A 21,186-nucleotide genomic window follows, 5' to 3' on the forward strand; every position below is an offset into this window, starting at 1 on the left:
CCTCGTTGGTCAGGCCCTCGAACGGGAAGCCACTCCCGGCCGAGGGCCGTCGCATGTCTGGGGTTGTCGAGCCCGAGCCTGCCCTGCCGAACGGCCTGTGCGCCAGCGGGAGCGGACGGGATCACCCGTGCGGGTGACCAGGGTGAGGTTTGGATGGGTTGGGTGGGTTCTTTCCGGCGGTTCTTGGTCTTTGATCTCCCGTAGCCCCGGGATATCGGCTACCGGCGCCAGGGATGCCGGACGCCGGTGCGGGTGCGGGCGGACGAGGGCCCCCGGCTCGCGTTCACGCCGGACGCGTTGGACCCGCTTCGTGACCTACGCGTCCGCGCGCTGATCCGCTGATCCGCTGATGCGGAGCTCCCGGTGCCGTTCGGGCCGGGAGCTCTCGTGTGCCTCTCACGCAACGGTGTGGTGGTGCGATGTCCGGCCGTCGTCCTAGCGAGCCTCTATGGTGGCGCTGCCCTCTACTGCGCGCTTCCCCGCGCCGAGTTCACGGGGATGCCGATTCTGCTGACGGACGAAGAGGACGCCTATCCGCCCGGGGTGCTCACCGTCGACATCGAGTCGCCCGGCATGCTGGGCTCTCACTGAGCCTGCCTGCTACCTGCTGCCTGCCCTGCGCGTGAGCGCGGCGGCCAGCGGGCCGGTCGGCCGTCAACCTCGCGCCGTTCGGTTCCTCCCTATGTGCGGCATTGCCGCACATAGGGACGCTACCGTGGATGCAAGGGTCGAAGATCTCGTCCATGGGAGGAATCATGACCGCCGAACCGCAGCGCACCACCTGGCCCGTGCCGCCGCCGGACGGCTACACCGTGGACGATCTCTACAATCTGCCCGACCTCCCGCCGCACACTGAGTTGATCGACGGGAGTTTGGTCTTCGTGAGCCCGCAGCGGGTTTTTCATACGCTGGCGATGTATCTGCTGGACACCGGACTGCATCAGACCGTGCCGGACGAGTTCCGGGTGCGCCGGGAGATGACCGTCGTGCTGGGCCCTCGCAACGCCCCCGAGCCCGATCTTCTGGTGGTGCGCGCGGAAGCGGAACAGAACGATGAGCAGACCCGGTACGAAGCAGCCGACGTGCTGCTCGCCGTGGAGGTCGTCTCGCCGGACTCCGAGGACCGGGACCGCGAGGCCAAGCCCCTCAAGTACGCCGCTGCGGGCATTCCCCACTTCTGGCTGGTCGAGAAGGCGGGCCGGGGTCGACGGCCGACGGTCCACACCTATGAGCTGGACCCGGTCACCAAGTCCTACACGAACACCGGCATCTACCACGAGCGGCTGAAGCTGACCGTCCCGTTCACGATCGACATCGACCTCACCGCGATCGATCACCTGTAGAGCGGACGAGCGCCGAGTTTGAACCGCCCCCCGCAGGGGGTACGCTTCCGGGCTCCCTGATTGGCATCCGGAGAGCCCCGTATGGCACACTAACCAGGTTGCTCGGTTGAGTGCCGATGCTGCGCGCCTCCCGCCGGGAGGACCGGAAGCGAGTCCCACAGTACTCGTCGCCCCTGATCAGGGGCGGAAGTACGGGAATCTTCCGGGAAGTGTCAGCGGGGCCCCAGCCAGGCGCCCGGTGGGTGACTTTCTCCCCCAGCAACCCCCTTCACCAGGGATCTCCGTTGCGGAGATTTATGAGAAGGGCTGCGACACGCCCGACCGCGTGGGTCGGAAGTGAGGGGAGCGGGACGCGAAGGCCACCGGGTCCCAGAGCGTTACGAGAGACAGGACTACGAAGTAGCCATGGCGGGACAGAAGATCCGCATCCGGCTCAAGGCCTACGACCACGAGGTCATCGACTCCTCGGCGAAGAAGATCGTCGAGACGGTGACCCGCACTGGTGCGTCGGTCGCGGGCCCGGTGCCGCTGCCCACAGAGAAGAACGTGTACTGCGTCATCAAGTCGCCGCACAAGTACAAGGACTCGCGCGAGCACTTCGAGATGCGTACGCACAAGCGCCTCATCGACATCCTCGACCCCACGCCGAAGACGGTCGACTCGCTCATGCGTCTCGACCTGCCGGCCGGCGTCGACATCGAGATCAAGCTCTGAGGTGACGCGCGAGATGGCTAAGCAGATCAAGGGCGTCCTGGGCGAGAAGCTCGGCATGACGCAGGTGTGGGACGAGAACAACCGCGTCGTCCCGGTCACTGTCGTCAAGGCCGGTCCCTGCGTCGTGACCCAGGTCCGTACCGCTGACGCGGACGGCTACAGCGCCGTCCAGATCGCCTTCGGCGAGATCGACCCGCGCAAGGTGAACAAGCCCCTCAAGGGCCACTTCGCCAAGGCCGATGTGACCCCGCGCCGCCACCTGGTGGAGCTGCGTACCGCCGACGCCGGTGAGTACACGCTCGGCCAGGAGGTCACCGCCGAGGTGTTCGAGTCCGGTGTCAAGGTCGACGTGACCGGCACCAGCAAGGGCAAGGGCACCGCCGGTGTCATGAAGCGCCACGGCTTCGGCGGCCTCGGCGCCGGCCACGGCACCCAGCGCAAGCACCGCTCGCCGGGCTCCATCGGTGGCTGCGCCACCCCGGGCCGCGTGTTCAAGGGCCTGCGCATGGCCGGCCGCATGGGCAATGAGCGGGTCACCACCCAGAACCTGACCGTCCACGCCGTTGACGCGGAGAAGGGTCTGCTCCTGATCAAGGGAGCGGTTCCTGGTCCGAACGGCGGCCTCGTCCTGGTCCGTACCGCGGCCAAGGGGGCCTGAGGTAACCGATGAGCACCATTGACATCCTTTCGCCGGCAGGCGACAAGGCCGGGACCGTCGAGCTCCCCGCGGAGATCTTCGACGCGCAGGTCAGCGTCCCGCTGATCCACCAGGTCGTCGTCGCCCAGCTGGCCGCTGCCCGCCAGGGCACGCACAAGACCAAGACCCGTGGCGAGGTCCGCGGCGGTGGCAAGAAGCCGTACCGCCAGAAGGGCACCGGCCGCGCGCGCCAGGGCTCGACCCGCGCGCCGCAGTTCGCCGGCGGTGGCGTCGTGCACGGTCCCGTGCCGCGCGACTACAGCCAGCGCACCCCGAAGAAGATGAAGGCCGCCGCGCTCCGCGGTGCCCTCTCCGACCGGGCGCGCCACGACCGGATTCACGTCGTGACCGGCGTGGTCGACGGCGGGATCTCCACCAAGGCCGCCAAGGCCCTGCTGGGCAAGATCAGCGAGCGCAAGAACGTGCTGCTGGTCGCCGAGCGGAGCGACGAGGCCGCGTGGCTGTCCGCCCGCAACCTGCCCCAGGTGCACATCCTGGAGCCGGGCCAGCTGAACACGTACGACGTGCTCGTCTCCGACGACGTGGTCTTCACCAAGGCCGCCTTCGAGTCCTTCGTGGCTGGTCCCAAGGCCGCTGAGAAGACTGAAGGGAGCGCCGCCTGATGAGTGAGGCGACCGCTGTCACCAGCAAGACCTTCACCGACCCCCGCGACGTTCTCGTCAAGCCGGTGGTCTCGGAGAAGAGCTACGCGCTGCTGGACGAGAACAAGTACACGTTCATCGTCGACCCGCGCGCGAACAAGACCCAGATCAAGCAGGCCGTCGAGGCGGTCTTCTCGGTCAAGGTCACCGGGGTCAACACGATCAACCGCCAGGGCAAGCGCAAGCGCACCCGCACCGGTTTCGGCAAGCGCAAGGACACCAAGCGCGCCATCGTGACCCTCGCCGAGGGCGACCGCATCGACATCTTCGGCGGCCCGGTCTCCTAACCGGAGATCGGAACGTCCAGAAGTCCGGAATCTTCCGAGGACTGAGAAATGGGTATCCGCAAGTACAAGCCGACGACCCCGGGCCGTCGTGGCTCCAGCGTCGCCGACTTCGTCGAGATCACGCGGTCCACGCCGGAGAAGTCGCTGGTCCGCCCGCTGCACAGCAAGGGTGGTCGTAACAACGCCGGCCGCATCACGGTCCGCCACCAGGGTGGCGGTCACAAGCGTGCGTACCGCGTGATCGACTTCCGCCGTCACGACAAGGACGGCGTCCCGGCGAAGGTCGCGCACATCGAATACGACCCCAACCGCACCGCGCGCATCGCGCTGCTGCACTACGCCGACGGCGAGAAGCGCTACATCCTCGCCCCGCGTGGCCTGAAGCAGAACGACCGTATTGAGAACGGCCCCGGCGCCGACATCAAGCCCGGTAACAACCTCGCGCTGCGCAACATCCCGGTTGGTACCACGCTCCACGCCATCGAGCTGCGGCCCGGCGGCGGCGCGAAGTTCGCCCGTTCCGCGGGTGCCTCCGTGCAGCTGCTGGCGAAGGAGGGCTCCATGGCCCACCTGCGCATGCCGTCCGGTGAGATCCGCCTGGTCGACGTCCGCTGCCGCGCCACCGTCGGCGAGGTCGGCAACGCCGAGCAGTCGAACATCAACTGGGGCAAGGCCGGCCGCATGCGCTGGAAGGGCGTCCGCCCGACCGTTCGTGGTGTGGTCATGAACCCCGTCGACCACCCGCACGGTGGTGGTGAGGGCAAGACCTCCGGTGGTCGCCACCCGGTCTCGCCGTGGGGTCAGAAGGAGGGCCGTACGCGCTCGCCGAAGAAGGCCAGCAACAAGTACATCGTCCGCCGCCGCAAGACGAACAAGAAGCGCTAGGAGCGGGTTCAGATGCCGCGCAGTCTCAAGAAGGGGCCCTTCGTCGACGACCACCTGATCAAGAAGGTGGACACGCAGAACGAAGCAGGCACCAAGAACGTCATCAAGACCTGGTCCCGCCGCTCGATGATCGTCCCGGCCATGCTCGGCCACACGATCGCGGTGCACGACGGCCGCAAGCACGTCCCGGTGTTCGTCACCGAGTCGATGGTCGGCCACAAGCTCGGCGAGTTCGCGCCGACCCGCACCTTCCGCGGCCATGAGAAGGACGACCGCAAGTCGCGTCGTCGCTGATCAGCGGAAAAGACTCATGACAGACACCGAAGGGACAACCATGGAAGCCAGGGCCCAGGCGCGGTACATCCGCGTCACGCCCATGAAGGCCCGCCGCGTGGTGGACCTCATCCGTGGCATGAGCGCCACGGAGGCCCAGGCGGTCCTGCGTTTCGCCCCGCAGGCCGCGAGCGTGCCGGTCGGCAAGGTGCTGGACAGCGCCATCGCCAACGCCGCGCACAACTACGACCACACCGACGCCGACAGCCTCTACATCTCCGAGGCGTACGTCGACGAGGGCCCGACCCTGAAGCGGTTCCGCCCGCGTGCCCAGGGGCGTGCCTACCGGATCCGCAAGCGGACCAGCCACATCACCGTGGTCGTCAGCAGCAAGGAAGGAACCCGGTAATGGGCCAGAAGGTAAACCCGCACGGGTTCCGGCTCGGCATCACCACCGACTTCAAGTCGCGCTGGTACGCCGACAAGCTGTACAAGGACTACGTCAAGGAAGACGTCGCCATCCGCCGGATGATGACGAAGGGCATGGAGCGCGCGGGTATCTCCAAGGTGGAGATCGAGCGCACCCGTGACCGCGTCCGCGTCGACATCCACACCGCCCGGCCGGGCATCGTCATCGGCCGCCGCGGCGCGGAGGCCGACCGTATCCGCGGCGAGCTGGAGAAGCTCACCGGCAAGCAGGTGCAGCTCAACATCCTCGAGGTGAAGAACCCCGAGATCGACGCTCAGCTGGTGGCCCAGGCCGTCGCCGAGCAGCTCTCCTCCCGCGTCTCCTTCCGCCGTGCCATGCGCAAGTCGATGCAGAGCTCGATGAAGGCCGGCGCCAAGGGCATCAAGATCCAGTGTGGTGGCCGTCTCGGCGGCGCCGAGATGTCCCGCTCGGAGTTCTACCGCGAGGGCCGGGTGCCGCTGCACACGCTCCGCGCGAACGTCGACTACGGCTTCTTCGAGGCCAAGACCACCTTCGGCCGCATCGGCGTCAAGGTGTGGATCTACAAGGGCGACGTGAAGAACATCGCCGAGGTCCGCGCCGAGAACGCCGCCGCCCGCGCCGGCAACCGTCCGTCGCGTGGCAGCGACCGCCCGCAGCGCCGTGGTGGCGAGCGCGGTGGCCGCGGCCGTAAGCCGCAGCAGTCGGCCGCGCCCGCCGAGGCCGCCAAGGCCGAGGCGCCCGCCGCGGCGGCGGCCGAGCCCAGCGCAGCCGGAAAGGAGAGCTGACCCCATGCTGATCCCTCGCAGGGTCAAGCACCGCAAGCAGCACCACCCCAAGCGGTCCGGCATGGCCAAGGGCGGTACGGAGCTGGCGTTCGGCGAGTACGGCATCCAGGCCGTCACCCCGGCGTACGTCACCAACCGTCAGATCGAGGCCGCTCGTATCGCGATGACCCGCCACATCAAGCGTGGCGGCAAGGTCTGGATCAACATCTACCCGGACCGTCCGCTGACGAAGAAGCCCGCTGAGACCCGTATGGGTTCCGGTAAGGGTTCGCCGGAGTGGTGGGTCGCGAACGTCAAGCCCGGTCGGGTGATGTTCGAGCTGTCCTACCCGAACGAGAAGACTGCGCGTGAGGCGCTCACCCGCGCTGCTCACAAGCTCCCGATGAAGTGCCGGATCGTGCGGCGCGAGGCAGGTGAGTCGTGATGGCGGCCGGTACCAAGGCGTCCGAGCTGCGTGAGCTGAACAACGAGGACCTCGTTGGCAAGCTCCGTGAGGCCAAGGAAGAGCTGTTCAACCTCCGCTTCCAGGCGGCGACCGGACAGCTCGAGAACCACGGCCGGCTGAAGGCCGTCCGCAAGGACATCGCCCGGATCTACACCCTGATGCGGGAGCGCGAGCTCGGCATCGAGACGGTGGAGAGCGCCTGATGAGCGAGACGAATGTGACTGAGAACGCAACGCAGAACCGCGGCTTCCGCAAGACCCGTGAGGGTCTGGTCGTCAGCGACAAGATGGACAAGACCGTCGTCGTCGCCGTCGAGGACCGCGTCAAGCACGCGCTGTACGGCAAGGTCATCCGCCGTACCAACAAGCTCAAGGCGCACGACGAGCAGAACGCCGCGGGTGTCGGCGACCGCGTCCTCCTGATGGAGACCCGGCCGCTGTCCGCGACCAAGCGCTGGCGCGTCGTCGAGATCCTCGAGAAGGCCAAGTAGGTAATTCCCGCAAGGGAATTCCAAGAACCGCAGCCTGCGGGGATTCCCCCGCAGGACAGTTCCGCCAGGCTCGGCGGGGGCTCCTTCCCGGAGCCCCCGCCGGGAACCGGCAGACGATCAGGAGATAGACGTGATCCAGCAGGAGTCGCGACTGCGTGTCGCCGACAACACGGGCGCGAAGGAGATCCTTTGCATCCGTGTTCTCGGTGGCTCCGGTCGCCGCTACGCGGGCATCGGTGACGTCATCGTCGCCACCGTCAAGGACGCGATCCCCGGTGGCAACGTGAAGAAGGGTGACGTCGTCAAGGCGGTCATCGTGCGCACCGTCAAGGAGCGCCGCCGCCCGGACGGTTCGTACATCCGCTTCGACGAGAACGCGGCCGTCATCCTCAAGAACGATGGCGACCCCCGCGGCACCCGTATCTTCGGCCCGGTGGGCCGTGAGCTGCGCGAGAAGAAGTTCATGAAGATCATCTCGCTCGCGCCGGAGGTGCTGTAACCGATGAAGATCAAGAAGGGCGACCTGGTCCAGGTCATCACCGGTAAGGACAAGGGCAAGCAGGGCAAGGTCATCGCGGCCTTCCCGCGCGAGGACCGCGTCCTGGTCGAGGGTGTCAACCGGGTCAAGAAGCACACCAAGGCCGGACAGACCGCTCGTGGTTCGAAGACCGGCGGCATCGTGACGACCGAGGCCCCGATCCACGTGAGCAATGTTCAGCTCGTGGTGGAGAAGGACGGCAAGAAGGTCGTCACCCGCGTCGGATACCGCTTCGACGACGAGGGCAACAAGATCCGCGTTGCCAAGCGGACCGGTGAGGACATCTGATGACTGCCACCACCACTGCACCGCGTCTCAAGACGCGCTACCGCGAAGAGATCCAGGCCAAGCTGCAGGAGCAGTTCTCCTACGGGAACGTCATGCAGATCCCGGGTCTGACCAAGGTCGTGGTCAACATGGGTGTGGGCGACGCCGCCCGCGACTCCAAGCTGATCGAGGGCGCCATCCGCGACCTCGCCACGATCACCGGCCAGAAGCCCGCCGTGACCAAGGCTCGCAAGTCCATCGCGCAGTTCAAGCTGCGTGAGGGCCAGCCGATCGGCGCCCACGTCACCCTCCGTGGTGACCGCATGTGGGAGTTCCTGGACCGTCTGGTGTCGCTCGCGCTGCCGCGCATCCGCGACTTCCGCGGTCTGTCGCCGAAGCAGTTCGACGGCCGGGGCAACTACACCTTCGGTCTCACGGAGCAGGTCATGTTCCACGAGATCGACCAGGACAAGATCGACCGCGTCCGGGGTATGGACATCACCGTGGTGACCACGGCGACCAACGACGAAGAGGGCCGCGCCCTGCTGCGTCACCTCGGCTTCCCGTTCAAGGAGGCGTGAGCCGTGGCGAAGAAGGCTCTCATTGCCAAGGCCGCCCGCAAGCCCAAGTTCGGCGTGCGTGCGTACACGCGCTGCCAGCGCTGCGGACGTCCGCACTCCGTCTACCGCAAGTTCGGCCTGTGCCGCGTGTGCCTTCGTGAGATGGCTCACCGCGGCGAGCTGCCGGGCGTGACCAAGAGCTCCTGGTAATCCGTCCATACGGACGGATACCGGGCTCTCGGTAAGCAAATGGATGACGAGGCCCGCCCGCCCGCTCCCGTAGAGTGGAAGGGTTGGGCGCTCGTCGCCCAGAATCCTTACTACGCCGTAGGTCCCCGCGCCGCACCCGTGCCCACCCTGTGTGGGTGAGAGGGATGGCGCAGATAGGAAACCCCGGCGAGAGAGGCCGAAGGCCATCATGACCATGACCGATCCGATCGCAGACATGCTGACGCGTCTGCGAAACGCGAACTCGGCGTACCACGACTCCGTCGTGATGCCCCACAGCAAGATCAAGTCGCATATCGCGGAGATCCTCCAGCAGGAGGGCTACATCACCGGCTGGAAGGTCGAGGACGCCGAGGTCGGCAAGAACCTCGTCCTCGAGTTGAAGTTCGGTCCGAACCGCGAGCGCTCGATCGCCGGCATCAAGCGGATCTCGAAGCCGGGCCTGCGGGTCTACGCAAAGTCCACCAACCTGCCGAAGGTGCTCGGCGGCCTGGGCGTGGCGATCATCTCCACGTCGCACGGGCTCCTCACCGACAAGCAGGCCGGCAAGAAGGGCGTGGGTGGGGAAGTCCTCGCCTACGTCTGGTAACCAGGGAACGGAGGAAGCACATGTCGCGCATTGGCAAGCTGCCCATCCAGGTTCCCGCTGGTGTGGACGTCACCATCGATGGCCGCACGGTCGCCGTGAAGGGTCCCAAGGGCTCTCTCTCGCACACCGTCGCCGCGCCGATCGAGGTCGCCAAGGGTGAGGACAACACGCTCGTTGTCTCCCGCCCCAACGATGAGCGTCAGAACAAGGCCCTGCACGGCCTGTCCCGCACGCTGGTGGCGAACATGATCACCGGCGTGACCCAGGGCTACAGCAAGGCGCTCGAGATCAGCGGTGTCGGCTACCGCGTCCAGGCGAAGGGCTCCAACCTGGAGTTCTCCCTGGGCTACAGCCACCCGATCCTGGTCGAGGCCCCCGAGGGCATCACCTTCAAGGTGGAGTCCCCGACCAAGCTGAGCGTCGAGGGCATCGACAAGCAGAAGGTCGGCGAGGTCGCCGCGAACATCCGCAAGCTGCGCAAGCCCGACCCGTACAAGGCCAAGGGCGTGAAGTACGCGGGCGAGGTCATCCGCCGCAAGGTCGGAAAGGCTGGTAAGTAAGCCATGGCATACGGTGTGAAGATCGCCAAGGGCAACGCCCGCAAGGCTGCCGCCGTCAAGCGCCGTCACATCCGCGTCCGCAAGCGGGTCTCCGGTACGCCGGCCCGTCCCCGCCTGGTCGTGACGCGGTCCAACCGTCACATGGTGGCGCAGGTCATCGACGACATCGCGGGCCACACCCTGGCCTCGGCGTCGACGCTGGACAGCTCCATCCGTGCGGCCGAGGGCGACAAGAGCGCCCAGGCGCAGCGGGTCGGCGCCCTGGTGGCCGAGCGGGCGAAGGCCGCGGGCATCGAGGCCGTCGTGTTCGACCGCGGTGGCAACCAGTACGCCGGGCGGATCGCCGCTCTGGCGGACGCCGCCCGCGAGGCCGGGCTGAAGTTCTGAGCCCCGGTTCCAACGCAAAGCGGAAACGAGAGAGGTAAATCCAATGGCTGGACCCCAGCGCCGCGGTGGCGGCGCCGGTGGCGGCGAGCGGCGGGACCGGAAGGACCGGCGGGACGGCGGCGCTGCCGCCGAGAAGACCGCTTACGTCGAGCGTGTTGTCGCGATCAACCGCGTCGCCAAGGTTGTGAAGGGTGGTCGTCGCTTCAGCTTCACCGCGCTGGTCGTGGTGGGCGACGGTGACGGCACCGTGGGTGTCGGTTACGGCAAGGCCAAGGAGGTGCCGGCCGCGATCGCCAAGGGCGTGGAGGAGGCCAAGAAGCACTTCTTCAAGGTCCCCCGGATCGCCGGCACCATCCCGCACCCGATCCAGGGTGAGGAGGCCGCGGGTGTCGTGCTGCTGAAGCCGGCGTCCCCCGGTACCGGTGTGATCGCCGGTGGCCCGGTGCGCGCCGTGCTGGAGTGCGCGGGCATCCACGACGTGCTGAGCAAGTCGCTCGGTTCGTCGAACCCGATCAACATCGTGCACGCCACGGTGGCCGCTCTGCAGGGCCTGCAGCGCCCCGAGGAGATCGCCGCCCGCCGTGGCCTGCCGCTCGAGGACGTCGCCCCCGCCGCTCTGCTGCGGGCGCGTGCCGGGGTGGGTGTGTGAGCATGGCCCGCCTGAAGATCACGCAGACGAAGTCCTACATCGGCAGCAAGCAGAACCACCGCGACACGCTGCGGACGCTCGGGCTCAAGAAGCTCGGCGACGTGGTCGTCAAGGAGGACCGCCCCGAGTTCCGCGGCATGGCCCAGGCCGTGCGGCACCTCGTGACGGTCGAGGAGGTCGACTGAGATGGCGGAGAGCAACCCGCTGAAGGTCCACAACCTCCGGCCCGCCCCGGGCGCCAAGACCGCCAAGACCCGTGTCGGTCGTGGTGAGGCGTCCAAGGGTAAGACCGCTGGTCGTGGCACCAAGGGCACCAAGGCCCGCTACCAGGTTCCGGAGCGCTTCGAGGGTGGGCAGATGCCCCTCCACATGCGGCTCCCGAAGCTCAAGGGCTTCAAGAACCCCTTCCGTACCGAGTACCAGGTCGTGAACCTGGACAAGCTGGCCGCGCTCTACCCCGAGGGCGGCGAGGTCACCAAGGACGACCTGGTCGCCAAGGGTGCGGTGCGGAAGAACCAGCTCGTCAAGGTGCTGGGCAACGGTGAGGTCTCCGTGGCGCTCCAGGTGACGGTCGACGCCGTCTCCGGCTCCGCCAAGGAGAAGATCACCGCCGCCGGCGGCACCGTCACCGAACTCGGCTGAGCACGGTGCACACCCAACCGGGGATGCCCCAGATATGGGGCATCCCCGGTTGGTCGTTCCAAGGGGGGCCAGGTCGCCGGTAAGGTGGCGTGCGTTGTTACCTTCCGCGCGGTACGTCTCCGTGCGGGACCTGGCTGATAAGTATTCGTCGATCCTCAAGACCGTCACCTCTCGCGCAAGCACGCGGGGGGCGCAGGAGGCAATGTGCTCACCGCGTTCGCCCGGGCGTTCAAGACGCCCGACCTGCGCAAGAAGCTGCTGTTCACGCTGGGCATCATCGTGCTCTTCCGGCTCGGGCAACACATCCCGATCCCGGGCATCGACTACAAGAACGTCCAGACGTGCATGGACCTCGCCAAGGGCCAGCAGGGGCTGTTCGGCCTGGTCAACATGTTCAGTGGTGGCGCACTGCTCCAGATCACCATCTTCGCGCTCGGGATCATGCCGTACATCACGGCGAGCATCATCCTGCAGCTGCTCACCGTGGTGATCCCGCGTCTCGAGGCCCTCAAGAAAGAGGGCCAGACCGGGCAGGCGAAGATCACGCAGTACACCCGTTATCTGACCATCGCGCTCGCGATCCTCCAGGGCACCGGGCTGGTGGCCACCGCCCGCAGCGGCTCGCTCTTCCAGAGCTGCCCGGTCGGCGGCCAGATCGTCCGCGATGACTCGATCTTCACCACCGCCGTGATGGTCATCACGATGACCGCGGGCACCGCGCTGATCATGTGGCTGGGCGAGCTGGTGACCGACCGCGGCATCGGCAACGGCATGTCGATCCTGATGTTCGTCTCGATCGCCGCCGGTTTCCCCAGCGCGATGTGGAGCATCAAGCAGCAGGGCAAGATCATGGGGGGCTGGCTCGAGTTCAGCCTGGTCATCCTCTGCGGTCTGGCCATGGTCGCCCTGGTGGTCTTCGTCGAGCAGGCGCAGCGCCGGATCCCCGTGCAGTACGCCAAACGCATGATCGGCCGTCGCTCCTACGGCGGTACCTCCACCTACATCCCGATGAAGGTGAACCAGGCGGGTGTGATCCCCGTGATCTTCGCCTCGTCCCTGCTGTACATCCCGGCACTGATCGTCCAGTTCTCCAACTCGAAGGCCGGCTGGGCGACCTGGATCTCGCAGAACTTCGTCAAGGGCGATCATCCGATCTATATCGCCACGTACTTCCTGCTGATCGTCTTCTTCGCGTTCTTCTATGTCGCCATCAGCTTCAACCCCGAAGAAGTTGCCGACAACATGAAGAAGTATGGTGGGTTCATCCCGGGTATCCGGGCTGGTCGTCCCACCGCGGAGTATCTGAGCTACGTGCTGAACCGCATCACGTGGCCCGGTGCGCTCTATCTGGGCTTGATCGCCCTGGTGCCCACGGTGGCGCTGGTGACGCTCAACGCCAATCAGAACTTCCCGTTCGGCGGCACGAGCATCCTCATCATCGTGGGTGTCGGCCTGGAGACTGTGAAGCAGATCGAGAGCCAGCTTCAGCAGCGACACTACGAAGGGTTCCTCCGCTGATGCGAATCGTCCTCGTCGGGCCTCCGGGAGCCGGCAAGGGTACGCAGGCCGCGTACCTTGCCGAGAAGCTGTCGATCCCGCATATCTCCACCGGCGACCTGTTCCGCGCGAACATCAGCCAGGGCACCTCCCTCGGCAAGCAGGCGCAGGAGTACATGAGGGCCGGGCAGCTGGTACCGGACGAGGTCACCGTCGCCATGGCGGAGGACCGCCTGAATCAGCCGGACGCGCAGCGGGGCTTCCTGCTGGACGGGTTCCCGCGGAACCAGTTCCAGGCCGAGGCGCTGGACAGCTATCTGACGGACCGCGCCCAGTCGCTGGACGCGGTGCTGGACCTCGAGGTCCCCGAGTCCGAGGTGATCAAGCGCATCGCGGGCCGCCGCACCTGCCGTAACGACAGCTCGCACACCTTCCACGTGGAGTACAAGCCGCCGAAGGCGGAGGGCGTCTGCGACAGCTGTGGCGGCGAGCTGTACCAGCGCGAGGACGACAGTGAGGAAACGGTCCGCAAGCGCCTTGAGGTCTACCACCGGGAGACCGAGCCGATCATCGACTACTACAAGGCCAAGGGCCTGGTCGTGACGATCTCGGCGCTCGGCAAGGTGGCCGAGGTCACCCAGCGGGCGATGGACGCCCTGGGGGCGAAGGCGGCCTAGGGGCGAAGGCGGCCTAGGGGCCGCGCCTGACACCGGCCGCGGTGCCCCGTACGGGGCACCGCGGCCCCCTTGCGCGGCTGAGCCGCCGCCGCTCCCGCGGAGGTGTCGCCCGCCGCGGGGGTGCTCAACTGATGGTTGCTGTCGGGTACGGCCGCGGGCCTTTGGGGTCTCGCGGCCGTACTGTTGAGCGATAGCAGGAATGACGACTGAACGCGGAAGGCCCCTATGGTGGAGATCAAGACTGCCGAGCAGATCGCCAAGATGCGCGAGGCGGGCCTGGTCGTCGCGGCCATCCACGAGGCGACCCGGGCGGCGGCCGTGCCCGGCGCCAGCACCAAGGACCTGGACGACGTCGCCCGCAAGGTGATCGCCGACCACGGCGCCAAGTCGAATTTCCTCGGCTACGGTGGCTTCCCCGCCACCATCTGCACCTCGGTCAACGATGTCGTGGTGCACGGCATCCCGGACCGGGAGACCGTCCTTCGGGACGGCGACATCATCTCCATCGACGCGGGCGCGATCGTGGACGGCTGGCACGGCGACGCCGCCTTCACCGTCTTCGTGGGCACCGGTCACGCCCCGGAGCTGCACGAGCTGAGCCGGGTCACCGAGGAGTCGATGTGGGCCGGGATCGCCGCGGTCCGCAAGGGCAACCGACTGGTCGACATCTCCAAGGCGATCGAGGGCTACATCCGCCGCCAGCCCCGCCCGGCCTACGGCAAGTACGGGATCATCGAGGACTACGGCGGCCATGGCATCGGCAGCCAGATGCACATGGACCCGCATCTGCTGAACTACGTCTCCAAGAAGCGCGGCAAGGGCCCCCGGCTGGTCCCCGGCTTCTGCATCGCGATCGAGCCCATGGTGAGCCTGGGCACCGCGAAGACGCACGTCCTGGCCGACGAGTGGACGGTCAAGACGGACGACGGGACCTGGTCCAGCCACTGGGAGCACTCGGTCGCGCTGACCGAGGAGGGCCCGCTGGTGCTGACCGCCGTGGACGGCGGCAGGGCCAAGCTGGCCGAGCTGGGCGTGCAGGCCGCGCCCGACCCGCTGGGCTGACGCCCGCGTGGTCGAACGCGAGGTGTGACGGCAGAGCGTCCAGGCCGCGCCCGACCCGCTGGGCTGACGCCCCCGAGGGCATAAAGATCTCAAAATCGGGGCATGATGCCTCGGATTCGTGTTTCGGGAAGCGCTGACGTAGACTGACACGTCGGCTCACGCATGCCCTCCCGCATGCCGCGAGCCGATCAAGGTAGCCGATCCCGAAAGCAGGACATGGCCAAGAAGCAAGGCGCCATCGAAATCGAGGGCACCGTGATCGAGTCTCTGCCGAACGCGATGTTCAAGGTGGAGCTCCAGAACGGTCACAAGGTCCTCGCGCACATCAGTGGCAAGATGCGTATGCACTACATCCGCATCCTGCCCGATGACCGGGTGGTCGTGGAGCTGTCTCCGTACGACCTCACGCGCGGACGGATCGTCTACCGCTACAAGTAGATCTCACGACCCGGAGAACCTCACACCCATGAAGGTCAAGCCGAGCGTCAAGAAGATCTGCGACAAGTGCAAGGTGATCCGCCGCCACGGCCGGGTCATGGTCATCTGCGACAACCTGCGCCACAAGCAGCGCCAGGGCTGACGTACACCGACCGGTAGACCTGCATCACTCGCAGCATCTTCGCGCGACGTCACAACGCTTCGTACATACGCAGTCACCCGTTCCCGCCCCGCGGGGACGACACCCCCGGTCGGAGGCCGGGGACCCGTCAGCCGTGTCGAACGGCGGCCGGGAGTGGTGCTGCGGAAGACCTCCGACAACCATCTGGAGCCAGATTCATGGCACGCCTCGCAGGCGTTGACCTCCCGCGCGACAAGCGCGTCGAGGTCGCCCTCACCTACGTCTTCGGCATCGGTCGCACCCTTGCCCAGCAGACGCTCGCCAACACCGGTGTGAACCCGGACACCCGCGTTCGCGACCTGGCCGAAGAGGACCTGGTCAAGATCCGCGAGTACGTGGACAACAACATCAAGACCGAGGGTGACCTCCGTCGTGAGATCCAGGCCGACATCCGCCGCAAGGTCGAGATCGGCTGCTACCAGGGTCTTCGTCACCGCCGCGGCCTTCCGGTCCACGGCCAGCGCACCAGCACCAACGCCCGCACCCGCAAGGGCCCGCGTCGCGCCATCGCCGGCAAGAAGAAGCCGGGCAAGAAGTAGTCCACACCGGACGCTGACAAGCGGTCCGAGCTGTAGGACCGACCACCTCCACGGGAGAATTCCAGAATGCCTCCGAAGAGCAGGACGGCCGGCGCCAAGAAGGTGCGCCGCAAGGAAAAGAAGAACGTCGCCCACGGGCACGCTCACATCAAGAGCACGTTCAACAACACCATCGTCTCGATCACGGACCCGACCGGGAACGTGATCTCCTGGGCCTCGGCCGGCCACGTCGGCTTCAAGGGCTCGCGCAAGTCCACTCCGTTCGCCGCGCAGATGGCCGCCGAGTCGGCCGCCCGCCGCGCGCAGGAGCACGGCATGCGCAAGGTCGACGTGTTCGTCAAGGGTCCGGGCTCCGGCCGCGAGACCGCGATCCGCTCGCTCCAGGCCACCGGCCTGGAGGTGGGCTCGATCCAGGACGTCACTCCGACTCCGCACAATGGATGCCGCCCGCCCAAGCGTCGGCGCGTCTGACCGGCTGAAGTAGGAGACAACAGAAACAATGGCGCGTTACACCGGGGCCGACTGCAAGCGTTGCCGTCGGGAGAAGCAGAAGCTCTTCCTCAAGGGGAGCAAGTGCGAGAGCGCGAAGTGCCCGATCGAGATCCGTCCTTACCCCCCGGGTGAGCACGGTCGCGGGCGCACCAAGGACAGCGAGTACCTGCTGCAGCTCCGTGAGAAGCAGAAGGCGACCCGCATCTACGGTGTCCTTGAGAAGCAGTTCCGTGGTTACTACGCGGAGGCGAACCGGAAGACCGGCAAGACCGGCGAGAACCTGCTTCGCATCCTCGAGACCCGACTCGACAACGTGATCTACCGGGCCGGCTTCGCCAAGTCCCGCGACCACGCCCGTCAGCTGGTCCGCCACGGCCACATCAATGTGAACGGCCGCAAGACCGACATCCCGTCGGCCCGCGTCACCGTGAACGACATCATCGAGGTCCGTCCGAAGTCCCGGACCCTGACCCCCTTCCAGGTGGCTCAGGCCGAGGCGGGCGAGCGCACCGTGCCGGCGTGGCTGGAGGCCATTCCGTCGCAGCTGCGGATCCTCGTGCACGCGCTGCCCGAGCGCCAGGTGATCGACACCCAGGTGCAGGAGCAGCTGATCGTCGAGCTCTACTCGAAGTAGCAGCCGGCGCCCGCCGGCCTGGCCGGCGGGTGTGAGGGGCGGGCGGTACGACGCCGTGTGGCGCGTACCGCCCGTACCATAGAAGGGTTCGGCGTCAAATAGCGGGCGCCGAAGACTGGAGGCAAAACCCATGCTGATCGCTCAGCGTCCCTCGCTGACCGAAGAGGTCGTCGACGAGTTCCGCTCCCGGTTCGTGATCGAGCCGCTGGAGCCGGGCTTCGGCTACACCCTCGGAAACTCCCTGCGTCGTACGCTCCTCTCCTCGATCCCCGGTGCGGCCGTCACCAGCATCCGGATCGACGGGGTCCTGCACGAGTTCACCACCGTGCCGGGCGTCAAGGAGGACGTCACCGACCTGATCCTCAACATCAAGCAGCTGGTCGTCTCGAGCGAGCACGACGAGCCGGTCGTGATGTACCTGCGCAAGCAGGGCCCGGGTCTGGTCACCGCCGCCGACATCGCGCCGCCGGCCGGTGTCGAGGTGCACAACCCCGACCTGGTCCTGGCCACGCTGAACGGCAAGGGCAAGCTGGAGATGGAGCTGACCGTCGAGCGCGGTCGCGGCTATGTCTCCGCCGTGCAGAACAAGCAGGTCGGCCAGGAGATCGGCCGTATCCCGGTCGACTCCATCTACTCGCCGGTGCTCAAGGTCACCTACAAGGTCGAGGCGACCCGTGTCGAGCAGCGCACCGACTTCGACAAGCTGATCGTCGACGTCGAGACCAAGCAGGCCATGCGGCCGCGGGACGCCATGGCGTCGGCCGGCAAGACCCTGGTCGAGCTGTTCGGCCTGGCCCGCGAGCTGAACGTGGACGCCGAGGGCATCGACATGGGTCCGTCCCCGACGGACGCCGCGCTCGCCGCCGACCTGGCGCTGCCGATCGAGGAGCTCGAGCTCACCGTCCGTTCGTACAACTGCCTCAAGCGCGAGGGCATCCACTCCGTGGGTGAGCTGGTGGCCCGGTCCGAGGCGGACCTGCTCGACATCCGGAACTTCGGCGCCAAGTCGATCGACGAGGTCAAGGCGAAGCTGGCCGGTATGGGCCTGGCGCTCAAGGACAGCCCGCCCGGATTCGACCCGACCGCCGCGGCGGACGCCTTCGGCGCCGACGACGACGCGGACGCCGGTTTCGTGGAGACCGAGCAGTACTAGAACCCGCTGGTCCGCTGTGGCTGAGGTCGCGTCCTCAGCCGCCGGACGGGCTGGATTCCGTTCACTGACACCGGTACCTGATACGGCCGGTGCAGACATCTAGGAGAGACACATGCCGAGGCCCACCAAGGGCGCCCGCCTGGGCGGCAGCGCTGCGCACGAGCGGCTCCTGCTGGCGAACCTCGCCACCGCGCTGTTCGAGCACGGCCGGATCACCACCACCGAGGCGAAGGCCCGCCGCCTGCGCCCGGTCGCGGAGAAGCTGGTCACCAAGGCGAAGAAGGGCGACCTTCACAACCGCCGTCTGGTGCTCCAGACCATCCGCGACAAGAGCGTCGTGCACACCCTCTTCACCGAGATCGCGCCGCGCTACGAGAACCGGCCGGGTGGCTACACCCGCATCACCAAGATCGGTAACCGCCGTGGCGACAACGCCCCGATGGCGGTCATCGAGCTGGTCGAGGCGCTGACCGTGCAGCAGGAGGCCGTGGGCGAGGCCGAGGCCGCCACCAAGCGCTCCGCCAAGGACGCCGCCGGTGACCAGGCCGCCGCGAACCTGAAGAAGGACGAGGCCGCCGAGGCCCCGGCCACCGAGGCTCCGGCCGCCGAGGCCGAGGCCACCGAGGCTCCGGCCGAGGAGAGCAAGGACGCCTGAGCGTTTCGCAGGCCGTACGGACGGGCCCGCCCCCGCGACACCGGGGGGCGGGCCCGTCCCGCATGGAGAGGAACCATTGGTGACTGACGAGGCGGCGCCCGGCTTCGTACGGGTCCGGCTGGACCTCGCCTACGACGGCGCGGACTTCTCGGGCTGGGCCAAGCAGCGCGAACGGCGCACCGTGCAGGGCGAGTTGGAGAGCGCGCTGCGGACGGTGACGCGCTCCTCCGAGACCTATGAACTGACCGTCGCGGGCCGCACCGACGCGGGGGTGCACGCCCGCGGCCAGGTCGCGCACGTGGATCTGCCCGAGACCCTGTGGGCCGAGCACCGGGACAGGCTGCCGCGCCGGCTGGCCGGCCGGCTGCCCCACGACATACGGGTCTGGCGGGTCACCGAGGCTCCGCCCGGGTTCAACGCCCGCTTCTCCGCGATCTGGCGGCGCTACGCCTACCGGGTCACCGACCACCCCGGCGGGGTCGATCCGCTGCTGCGCGGCCATGTGCTGTGGCACGACTGGCCGCTGGACGTGGACGCCATGAACGCGGCCTCCGAGCGGCTCCTGGGCGAGCACGACTTCGCCGCGTACTGCAAGCGGCGTGACGGCGCCACCACCATCCGCACCCTCCAGCGGCTGGACTGGACGCGCGGAGCGGACGGCATCGTCACGGCGACGGTGCGGGCGGACGCCTTCTGCCACAACATGGTGCGCTCGCTGGTGGGCGCCCTGCTCTTCGTCGGCGACGGGCACCGGCCCCCGGAGTGGCCGGCCCAGGTGCTCGCCGCAGGCGTGCGCGACTCGGCCGTCCACGTCGTCCGCCCCCACGGCCTGACCCTCGAAGAGGTCGGCTATCCGGCCGATGACCAACTCGCGGCCCGCAACCGGGAGTCCCGCAACAAGCGCTCCCTGACGGGCGCGACGGCGCTCGGTTCCGGCTGCTGCTGAACCGGCAGGTGTCGGCGCGGGAGCAGTGGGTACTCGCCCCGCGCATCGTGTCGGCTGGACCGGGGCGGCTGTCAAGGCGCCGCGCGGTACGGCATGATGCGGCTTCCGGGGCCCTCGGAAGATCGATAAAATTTGGCAGCCGACAACGGTCGCCGACCGCGAAAGGGATCCGCGTGACTACCAGCGAGGCCGCTGTACGGGAGCGCCTGACCAGGGCGCTCCAGGAGCGTGACGAGGAGATCGCCGATCGCTGGGTCGAGCTGCAGATGGAGCAGGCCCTGCTCGACACCGACATCGGCGAGGCCGAGCTCCGCGAGGAGGCCGACGCGTTGATCAAGGCGCTGGTCCCGGGGCTGCAGAGCGGCGTGCCGGTGGACCGGGTGGTGACCTCCACTCCGGTCCTGTACGAGGCCGTGGTCGGGCTGTCCTTGCGGCGGGCGCGGGCCGGGGCCACGCCGACGGCCACCTCGCTCGCGGTGCTCGCGCTCAAGGAGGCCCTGTTGCGGGCGGTGCAGCGGGACACCCGTGACGCCGAGGAGCTGTTCGCCTCGGCGGTCTTCATGAACCGGCTGCTCGACGTGGCCGGGGCGCTGTCCTTCGAGACGTATGTGGAGGGCCGGGAGGAGATCATCCGCCGGCAGAGCCAGCAGCTGATGGAGCTGTCGACGCCGGTGGTGCGGCTGTGGCGCCAAGTGCTGGCCGTTCCGCTGATCGGCACCCTGGACACGGCCCGGACCCAGGTGGTCATGGAGAACCTCCTCCAGGCCATCCAGGACCATGAGGCGCTGGTCGCGATCGTCGACATCACGGGTGTGCCGACGGTGGACACCGCCGTCGCCCAGCACCTGATGCAGACCGTCAACGCGGTCCGGCTGATGGGCGCGGACTGTGTCATCAGCGGGGTCCGGCCCTCGATCGCCCAGACCATCGCCCAGCTCGGCATCGATCTGTCCACCATTTTGACCCGCGCGACCCTGGCGGACGCGCTGGCCGCCGCGATCAAACTGATCGACGGGCCCGGCCCCGACGGTGACGAAGGAGACGGCCGGTGACCGGTCAGCCCCAGCCCGGAGTTCCGATTCTGCGACTGGGCGATGTCCTGGTCACCGGCCTGCTCAATGAGCTCGACGACCGGACCGCCGTCGCCTTCACCGAGGAGCTGACCGAGCGGATCTCGGCCGAGGGCGCCCGCGGTGTGCTCATCGACATCTCCCGGCTGGAGATCATCGACTCCTTCGTGGCCCGGACGCTGATGGAACTGACCACGGTCGCCCGGCTGCTCGGGGCCCGGGTGATCGTGGCCGGGATGCGACCGCCAGTGGCGATCACCCTGGTCGAGCTGGGGATCGAACTGGTCGGTGTGGAGACCGCACTCAATCCGGAGCAGGGCTTGGCCGCGCTGGGGTGGCGGCAGGCCCCGCAGCCTCCGGAAGGGGCCCGACGTGGCACTGCCAGGTGAA

The 21,186-nt window shown here is 67.7% G+C and carries 36 protein-coding genes; all 36 read left to right on the forward strand.

What is annotated here, in order from left to right; all coding sequences use genetic code 11:
• Positions 1–387: 387 nt before the first annotated feature.
• The gene (locus AXW62_RS16310) at positions 388–591 is read left to right on the forward strand and encodes a hypothetical protein (protein ID WP_159060889.1); all 204 of its coding nucleotides are present in this window, start codon (positions 388–390) and stop codon (positions 589–591) included.
• Between the two features lie 152 nt (positions 592–743).
• Complete coding sequence (locus AXW62_RS16315; RefSeq protein ID WP_252368627.1) at positions 744–1,343, forward strand: Uma2 family endonuclease; 600 nt, start codon at positions 744–746, stop codon at positions 1,341–1,343.
• A gap of 405 nt (positions 1,344–1,748) precedes the next feature.
• On the forward strand, positions 1,749–2,057 hold the full coding sequence (rpsJ, locus tag AXW62_RS16320; protein WP_003948644.1) for a 30S ribosomal protein S10: 309 nt from the start codon (positions 1,749–1,751) through the stop codon (positions 2,055–2,057).
• 13 nt (positions 2,058–2,070) lie between these two features.
• Positions 2,071–2,715, forward strand: coding sequence for a 50S ribosomal protein L3 (gene rplC / locus AXW62_RS16325; RefSeq protein WP_030835094.1), 645 nt, complete (start codon positions 2,071–2,073; stop codon positions 2,713–2,715).
• Positions 2,716–2,723: 8 nt separating this feature from the next.
• The gene (gene rplD / locus AXW62_RS16330; protein WP_030835097.1) at positions 2,724–3,377 is read left to right on the forward strand and encodes a 50S ribosomal protein L4; all 654 of its coding nucleotides are present in this window, start codon (positions 2,724–2,726) and stop codon (positions 3,375–3,377) included.
• Positions 3,377–3,703: a 50S ribosomal protein L23 gene (gene rplW, locus AXW62_RS16335; RefSeq protein WP_030835099.1), complete on the forward strand. Its 327-nt coding sequence runs from the start codon at positions 3,377–3,379 to the stop codon at positions 3,701–3,703. Before rplD ends, rplW begins: the two co-directional genes overlap by 1 nt.
• Positions 3,704–3,751: 48 nt before the next feature.
• Entirely contained in the window at positions 3,752–4,588 is an 837-nt protein-coding gene (rplB, locus tag AXW62_RS16340; RefSeq protein WP_030835102.1) for a 50S ribosomal protein L2, read from the forward strand.
• A 12-nt stretch (positions 4,589–4,600) separates the two neighbouring features.
• Positions 4,601–4,882: a 30S ribosomal protein S19 gene (gene rpsS, locus AXW62_RS16345; protein ID WP_020869258.1), complete on the forward strand. Its 282-nt coding sequence runs from the start codon at positions 4,601–4,603 to the stop codon at positions 4,880–4,882.
• Positions 4,883–4,922: 40 nt separating this feature from the next.
• Entirely contained in the window at positions 4,923–5,270 is a 348-nt protein-coding gene (gene rplV, locus AXW62_RS16350) for a 50S ribosomal protein L22 (RefSeq protein WP_030835105.1), read from the forward strand.
• Positions 5,270–6,097, forward strand: a complete 828-nt coding sequence (gene rpsC, locus AXW62_RS16355) for a 30S ribosomal protein S3 (protein ID WP_030835107.1) — start codon at positions 5,270–5,272, stop codon at positions 6,095–6,097. Before rplV ends, rpsC begins: the two co-directional genes overlap by 1 nt.
• Before the next feature lie 4 nt (positions 6,098–6,101).
• Positions 6,102–6,521: a 50S ribosomal protein L16 gene (gene rplP / locus AXW62_RS16360; protein ID WP_009715875.1), complete on the forward strand. Its 420-nt coding sequence runs from the start codon at positions 6,102–6,104 to the stop codon at positions 6,519–6,521.
• The gene (gene rpmC, locus AXW62_RS16365) at positions 6,521–6,745 is read left to right on the forward strand and encodes a 50S ribosomal protein L29 (protein ID WP_009715874.1); all 225 of its coding nucleotides are present in this window, start codon (positions 6,521–6,523) and stop codon (positions 6,743–6,745) included. Before rplP ends, rpmC begins: the two co-directional genes overlap by 1 nt.
• Positions 6,745–7,032, forward strand: a complete 288-nt coding sequence (rpsQ, locus tag AXW62_RS16370; protein WP_014054172.1) for a 30S ribosomal protein S17 — start codon at positions 6,745–6,747, stop codon at positions 7,030–7,032. The genes rpmC and rpsQ overlap by 1 nt, the downstream gene beginning before the upstream one ends.
• Before the next feature lie 130 nt (positions 7,033–7,162).
• A complete protein-coding gene (gene rplN / locus AXW62_RS16375; protein WP_003998823.1) occupies positions 7,163–7,531 on the forward strand; it encodes a 50S ribosomal protein L14 in 369 nt (122 codons plus the stop codon).
• Positions 7,532–7,534: 3 nt separating this feature from the next.
• A complete protein-coding gene (gene rplX, locus AXW62_RS16380) occupies positions 7,535–7,858 on the forward strand; it encodes a 50S ribosomal protein L24 (RefSeq protein WP_030835110.1) in 324 nt (107 codons plus the stop codon).
• Positions 7,858–8,418 carry a 50S ribosomal protein L5 gene (gene rplE, locus AXW62_RS16385; RefSeq protein ID WP_060945194.1) on the forward strand — a complete coding sequence of 187 codons (561 nt, stop codon included), beginning with the start codon at positions 7,858–7,860 and terminating at the stop codon, positions 8,416–8,418. The genes rplX and rplE overlap by 1 nt, the downstream gene beginning before the upstream one ends.
• Before the next feature lie 3 nt (positions 8,419–8,421).
• Positions 8,422–8,607 (forward strand): type Z 30S ribosomal protein S14, encoded by a 186-nt coding sequence (locus tag AXW62_RS16390; protein ID WP_003956452.1) that lies wholly within the window; start codon positions 8,422–8,424, stop codon positions 8,605–8,607.
• Between the two features lie 208 nt (positions 8,608–8,815).
• A complete protein-coding gene (gene rpsH / locus AXW62_RS16395; protein ID WP_014178779.1) occupies positions 8,816–9,214 on the forward strand; it encodes a 30S ribosomal protein S8 in 399 nt (132 codons plus the stop codon).
• A 20-nt stretch (positions 9,215–9,234) separates the two neighbouring features.
• The gene (gene rplF / locus AXW62_RS16400; RefSeq protein ID WP_030835121.1) at positions 9,235–9,774 is read left to right on the forward strand and encodes a 50S ribosomal protein L6; all 540 of its coding nucleotides are present in this window, start codon (positions 9,235–9,237) and stop codon (positions 9,772–9,774) included.
• Positions 9,775–9,777: 3 nt separating this feature from the next.
• Entirely contained in the window at positions 9,778–10,161 is a 384-nt protein-coding gene (rplR, locus tag AXW62_RS16405) for a 50S ribosomal protein L18 (RefSeq protein WP_030835124.1), read from the forward strand.
• A 43-nt stretch (positions 10,162–10,204) separates the two neighbouring features.
• A complete protein-coding gene (gene rpsE, locus AXW62_RS16410) occupies positions 10,205–10,810 on the forward strand; it encodes a 30S ribosomal protein S5 (RefSeq protein ID WP_030835127.1) in 606 nt (201 codons plus the stop codon).
• 2 nt (positions 10,811–10,812) lie between these two features.
• A complete protein-coding gene (gene rpmD / locus AXW62_RS16415) occupies positions 10,813–10,995 on the forward strand; it encodes a 50S ribosomal protein L30 (protein WP_030835130.1) in 183 nt (60 codons plus the stop codon).
• A gap of 1 nt (position 10,996) precedes the next feature.
• Entirely contained in the window at positions 10,997–11,452 is a 456-nt protein-coding gene (gene rplO, locus AXW62_RS16420; RefSeq protein WP_030835133.1) for a 50S ribosomal protein L15, read from the forward strand.
• Between the two features lie 204 nt (positions 11,453–11,656).
• The gene (secY, locus tag AXW62_RS16425) at positions 11,657–12,970 is read left to right on the forward strand and encodes a preprotein translocase subunit SecY (protein ID WP_060945195.1); all 1,314 of its coding nucleotides are present in this window, start codon (positions 11,657–11,659) and stop codon (positions 12,968–12,970) included.
• Entirely contained in the window at positions 12,970–13,626 is a 657-nt protein-coding gene (locus tag AXW62_RS16430) for an adenylate kinase (protein ID WP_060945196.1), read from the forward strand. Before secY ends, AXW62_RS16430 begins: the two co-directional genes overlap by 1 nt.
• A 225-nt stretch (positions 13,627–13,851) precedes the next feature.
• A complete protein-coding gene (map, locus tag AXW62_RS16435; RefSeq protein ID WP_060945197.1) occupies positions 13,852–14,688 on the forward strand; it encodes a type I methionyl aminopeptidase in 837 nt (278 codons plus the stop codon).
• 216 nt (positions 14,689–14,904) lie between these two features.
• Entirely contained in the window at positions 14,905–15,126 is a 222-nt protein-coding gene (infA, locus tag AXW62_RS16440; protein WP_003956442.1) for a translation initiation factor IF-1, read from the forward strand.
• Between the two features lie 28 nt (positions 15,127–15,154).
• Positions 15,155–15,268 carry a 50S ribosomal protein L36 gene (gene rpmJ, locus AXW62_RS16445; protein WP_003956441.1) on the forward strand — a complete coding sequence of 38 codons (114 nt, stop codon included), beginning with the start codon at positions 15,155–15,157 and terminating at the stop codon, positions 15,266–15,268.
• 197 nt (positions 15,269–15,465) lie between these two features.
• Positions 15,466–15,846 carry a 30S ribosomal protein S13 gene (rpsM, locus tag AXW62_RS16450; protein WP_060945198.1) on the forward strand — a complete coding sequence of 127 codons (381 nt, stop codon included), beginning with the start codon at positions 15,466–15,468 and terminating at the stop codon, positions 15,844–15,846.
• Positions 15,847–15,912: 66 nt separating this feature from the next.
• Positions 15,913–16,317: a 30S ribosomal protein S11 gene (gene rpsK / locus AXW62_RS16455; RefSeq protein WP_009715860.1), complete on the forward strand. Its 405-nt coding sequence runs from the start codon at positions 15,913–15,915 to the stop codon at positions 16,315–16,317.
• A 28-nt stretch (positions 16,318–16,345) separates the two neighbouring features.
• On the forward strand, positions 16,346–16,972 hold the full coding sequence (gene rpsD, locus AXW62_RS16460) for a 30S ribosomal protein S4 (protein WP_060945199.1): 627 nt from the start codon (positions 16,346–16,348) through the stop codon (positions 16,970–16,972).
• Positions 16,973–17,102: 130 nt separating this feature from the next.
• The gene (locus AXW62_RS16465) at positions 17,103–18,125 is read left to right on the forward strand and encodes a DNA-directed RNA polymerase subunit alpha (protein WP_009715858.1); all 1,023 of its coding nucleotides are present in this window, start codon (positions 17,103–17,105) and stop codon (positions 18,123–18,125) included.
• A 112-nt stretch (positions 18,126–18,237) separates the two neighbouring features.
• Positions 18,238–18,780: a 50S ribosomal protein L17 gene (rplQ, locus tag AXW62_RS16470; protein WP_030835150.1), complete on the forward strand. Its 543-nt coding sequence runs from the start codon at positions 18,238–18,240 to the stop codon at positions 18,778–18,780.
• A 79-nt stretch (positions 18,781–18,859) separates the two neighbouring features.
• Entirely contained in the window at positions 18,860–19,726 is an 867-nt protein-coding gene (gene truA / locus AXW62_RS16475; RefSeq protein ID WP_060945211.1) for a tRNA pseudouridine(38-40) synthase TruA, read from the forward strand.
• 173 nt (positions 19,727–19,899) lie between these two features.
• Positions 19,900–20,778, forward strand: coding sequence for an STAS domain-containing protein (locus tag AXW62_RS16480; protein WP_060945200.1), 879 nt, complete (start codon positions 19,900–19,902; stop codon positions 20,776–20,778).
• The gene (locus AXW62_RS16485; RefSeq protein WP_030835158.1) at positions 20,775–21,185 is read left to right on the forward strand and encodes an STAS domain-containing protein; all 411 of its coding nucleotides are present in this window, start codon (positions 20,775–20,777) and stop codon (positions 21,183–21,185) included. Before AXW62_RS16480 ends, AXW62_RS16485 begins: the two co-directional genes overlap by 4 nt.
• The last annotated feature ends 1 nt before the right edge of the window (position 21,186 follow it).

This window comes from Streptomyces hygroscopicus subsp. hygroscopicus (genome assembly GCF_001553455.1).
In the GTDB taxonomy this organism is placed as follows: Bacteria; Actinomycetota; Actinomycetes; order Streptomycetales; family Streptomycetaceae; genus Streptomyces; species Streptomyces hygroscopicus.